General features: G+C 70.4%; 1 protein-coding gene. It reads left to right on the top strand.

What is annotated here, in order from left to right:
• Positions 1-4,042: type I polyketide synthase (locus tag B9S57_RS33355; protein WP_258036744.1), on the top strand; the 4,042-nt coding region annotated here is incomplete at both ends.

Genomic DNA, 4,042 nt, shown 5'->3' on the forward strand with positions numbered 1-4,042 from the left:
GTGTCGATCGCCGCGCTCAACGGGCCTTCGGCGACGGTGGTTTCGGGTGACGAGGATGCTGTGCTGGCGATCGCCGCGCACTTTGAGGCGGAGGGTCGTAAGTCCAAGCGGCTGCGGGTGAGTCACGCGTTCCATTCGCCGCGTATGGAGGCCATGCTCGACGGCTTCCGTGCGGTCGCGGAGACACTGACCTTCCACCAGCCCGAGATCGCCATCGTCTCCAACGTCACCGGAGCGGTCGTTCCGTCGCGCGACATGCGCACTCCCGAATACTGGGTGCGGCACGTCCGGCAGGCCGTCCGTTTCCTCGACGGGATACGCACCCTGCAGAACCAGGGCGTGACGGCGTTCCTGGAGTTGGGCCCGGACGGGGTCCTGTCGGCCATGGGGCAGGACTGCCTCACCGCAGATACCGAAAGCCGCGTGTTCGTTCCGGCCCTCCGCAAGGGGCGCGCCGAGGCGTCGACCTGCGTCGCGGCAATGGCCGAGCTCCACGTGCGCGGCCAGAACGTCGACTGGACACGGTACTTCGCCGGCACCGGGGCGCACCAGGTCGAACTGCCCACCTACACCTTCCAGCGCGAGCGCTACTGGCCGCACGTCCCCATGAAGCTCGACAGCGGAACCGCTGTGGTGGGCAACACGCCGGCGGAGGCACAGTTCTGGGACGCCGTCGAGCGGGAGGACCTGGCCTCACTCGTCGACGCCATACGTCCCGAGGACTCCGATGCGCTGGCCGGTGCGCTGCCCGCGCTCTCCGCCTGGCGTCGGCAGAGCCGCGTCAACTCCAACGCGAGCGAATGGCGTTACGGCGTCACATGGAAGCCCGTCGTCCCTCCGGCGGCGGCCCGGCTGTCGGGCGACTGGCTGGTCGTCGTGCCCACCGGCCACATGGACGGTGCGCTCGTCGCCGCTACGGTCGCAGCGCTGACCGCACACGGCGTCACGGTGATCCCGATCGTGCCCGACGCCGCTGCTGCCGACCGTGCCTCGCTCACCCAGCTGCTCGACAACGTCAGCAGGCCGGACGCGCAGCCGACCGGTGTCCTTTCGCTGTTGGCCCTGGACGAGCAGCCGTCTCCCGTCAACCCGGTCGTCACCGCCGGCATGACGGCGACGCTGGCGCTCGTCCAGGCGCTCGGAGACGCAGGCATCGACGCCCCGCTGTGGATCGCCACCTGTGGCGCCGTGTCCGTCGGCCGCTCCGACCCGCTGGCCAGCGCGGTCCAGGCATCGCTGTGGGGCCTCGGGCGAGTCGTCGGCCTGGAGTGCGCCCACCGCTGGGGTGGGCTCATCGACCTGCCGCAGACGCTGGACGACCGTGCGGCCGCCCGTCTGATCGGCCTCCTCGCCGACGGCGACGAGGACCAGGTGGCGGTGCGCCCCTCCGGGGCGTTCGTCCGCCGTCTCGCACGGGACACCCGGCCCGACCTGGTCGGGCCGGTATGGACGGCGCAAGGGACCGCGCTCATCACCGGCGGAACCGGTGCGCTGGGCGGTCACGTGGCCCGATGGCTCGCCCGCAACGGTGCCGAGCACCTTGTCCTCACCAGCCGCCGTGGCCCGGACGCCCCCGGAGCGGCTGAACTCGTCGCCGAACTGGAGGATCTCGGCGCCAAGGCCACCGTCGTCGCCTGTGACGTGTCCGACCGCACCGCGGTCGCCGCGCTGATCGAAGCGTGCGACGCCGCGGCGGCGGACTACCCGGGTGCCGCTCTCCGGACCGTCGTGCACGCGGCAGGTGTCGCCACCGCGACTCTGCTCTCCGAAGCCACGGCCGACACCCTCGCCGAGGAGATCTCCGCGAAGGTCGCAGGAGCTGTGCACCTGGACGAACTCCTCGACGGGCATGACCTCGACGCCTTCGTCGTCTTCTCATCCGTCGCCGGAGTCTGGGGGAGCGGGGGCCAGAGCGGTTACGCCACCGCCAATGCCCACCTCGACGCGCTGGCACAACGCCGCAGGGCGCGGGGCCTCCCGGCGACCGCGGTCGCCTGGGGTGCCTGGGCGGGCGGCGGCATGGCCGACGGCGAAGAGGGCGAGCAGTTGCTCCGCCTGGGGATCCGGGCCATGGCACCCGAACCGGCGATCGCGGCCCTGCAACAGGCCCTCGACCGGGACGACACCCTGGTGACCGTCGCGGACATGGACTGGGCGCGGTTCGTGCCGGTGTTCACCGCAGCCCGCAGCCGCCCGTTGATCAGTGAGCTGGCCGAGGTACGTGAGGCACTCGCGTCGTCCACCACCGAAGTCCCGTCCTCTGCCGCGGACGGCGACTCGCCCCTGTGGAATCGACTCGCAGGCCTTGCCCCGGCCGAGCGCACCGACGCGCTGACCGAGATCGTGCGGTCCTTGGCCGCTGCTGTTCTGGGGCACGCGTCGCCCGACGGCGTCGAGCCCGACCGTGCCTTCCGAGAGCTGGGCTTCGACTCCCTGACCGCCGTCGAACTGCGTAACGCACTCGTCGCCGAGACACGGCTGCAGTTGCCCACCACCCTGGTCTTCGACCACCCGACGCCAACGGTACTTGCACGGTTCCTGGCAGCCGAACTCTCCGCCCAGTACGAGATGCCCGGTCTGTCGGGTACGCAGTCGAGGCTTTCGGCCACCGAGTTCCAGGCGCCGACGAAGGACGACGACCTCATAGCGATCGTCGGTATGAGCTGCCGATACCCGGGAGAGGTGGCGAATCCGGACGACCTCTGGCGGCTCCTCGTATCCGGAACCGACGGTATCTCGGAATTCCCGACCGACCGGGGCTGGGACCTGGAGGGCATCTACGACCCCGATCCGGCGCATCCCGGCACGACGTACACCCGCCACGGTGGCTTCCTCCACAGCGCCGGTGAGTTCGACGCCGGGTTCTTCGGGATCTCGCCGCGTGAGGCGCTGGCGATGGATCCCCAGCAGCGCCTGCTGCTGGAAGCGTCATGGGAGCTCTTCGAGGACGCGGGAATCGACCCCAGCTCGGTGCGGGGCAAGCAGATAGGCGTGTTCGCCGGGGCCTCCTCCTCCGGGTACGGCGTGGGCGTGTCTCAGGGCTCCGAAGGCAGTGAGGGGCATCTGCTCACAGGTACCGCTACGAGCGTGGTGTCCGGCCGTATCGCCTACATGATGGGCCTGGAAGGCCCTGCCGTCACGGTCGACACCGCCTGCTCCTCGTCACTGGTCGCTCTCCACCTCGCGGCCCAGGCGCTCCGCCAGGGCGAGTGCACCATGGCGCTCGCCGGCGGGGTCGCGCTTCTCGCCAGCCCGACCGCATTCGTGGAGTTCTCCAGGCAGCGCGGTTTGTCGGCCGACGGCCGCTGTAAGCCCTTCGCGGAGGGAGCGGACGGTACCGGATGGGCAGAGGGCGTCGGAATGCTGCTGGTGGAGCGGCTGGCGGATGCACGGCGCAACGGCCATGAGGTCCTGGCGGTGGTACGTGGTTCTGCGATCAACCAGGACGGTGCGTCGAACGGTCTGACCGCGCCGAACGGCCCCGCGCAGCAGCGGGTGATCCGGCAGGCCCTGACCAGCTCCGGCCTCTCAGCAGCCCAGATCGACGCCGTGGAGGCGCACGGCACGGGAACCCGGCTGGGTGACCCGATCGAGGCGCAGGCCCTGCTCGCCACCTACGGACAGGAGCGCCGGTCGGATGACCTGCCTCTGTGGCTCGGGTCGATCAAGTCGAACATCGGTCACGCGGCGGCAGCAGCCGGTGTCGGTGGCGTCATCAAGATGGTGTTGGCGATGCGGCATGGTGTGTTGCCGCGGACGTTGCATGTGGATGAGCCGTCGTCGCAGGTGGACTGGTCGGCGGGTTCGGTGGAGTTGCTGACGGAGTCGGTGGCGTGGCCGGAGACGGGTGAGCTGCGGCGGGCGGGTGTGTCGTCGTTCGGTATCAGCGGCACGAACGCGCACATCATTCTGGAGCAGGCTCCTGAGGTGGAGCCGGTGGACGCGGCTGGTGTCGTGGTGCCCGTGGTGCCGTGGGTGGTGTCGGCGAAGACGGCCGAGGCGCTCGATGCGCAGGTGGAGCGGGTGTCGGTGTTCGCCGGGG

Origin of the sequence: Streptomyces sp. SM10, from assembly GCF_002910915.1 — a bacterium.
Taxonomy (GTDB): Bacteria; Actinomycetota; Actinomycetes; order Streptomycetales; family Streptomycetaceae; genus Streptomyces.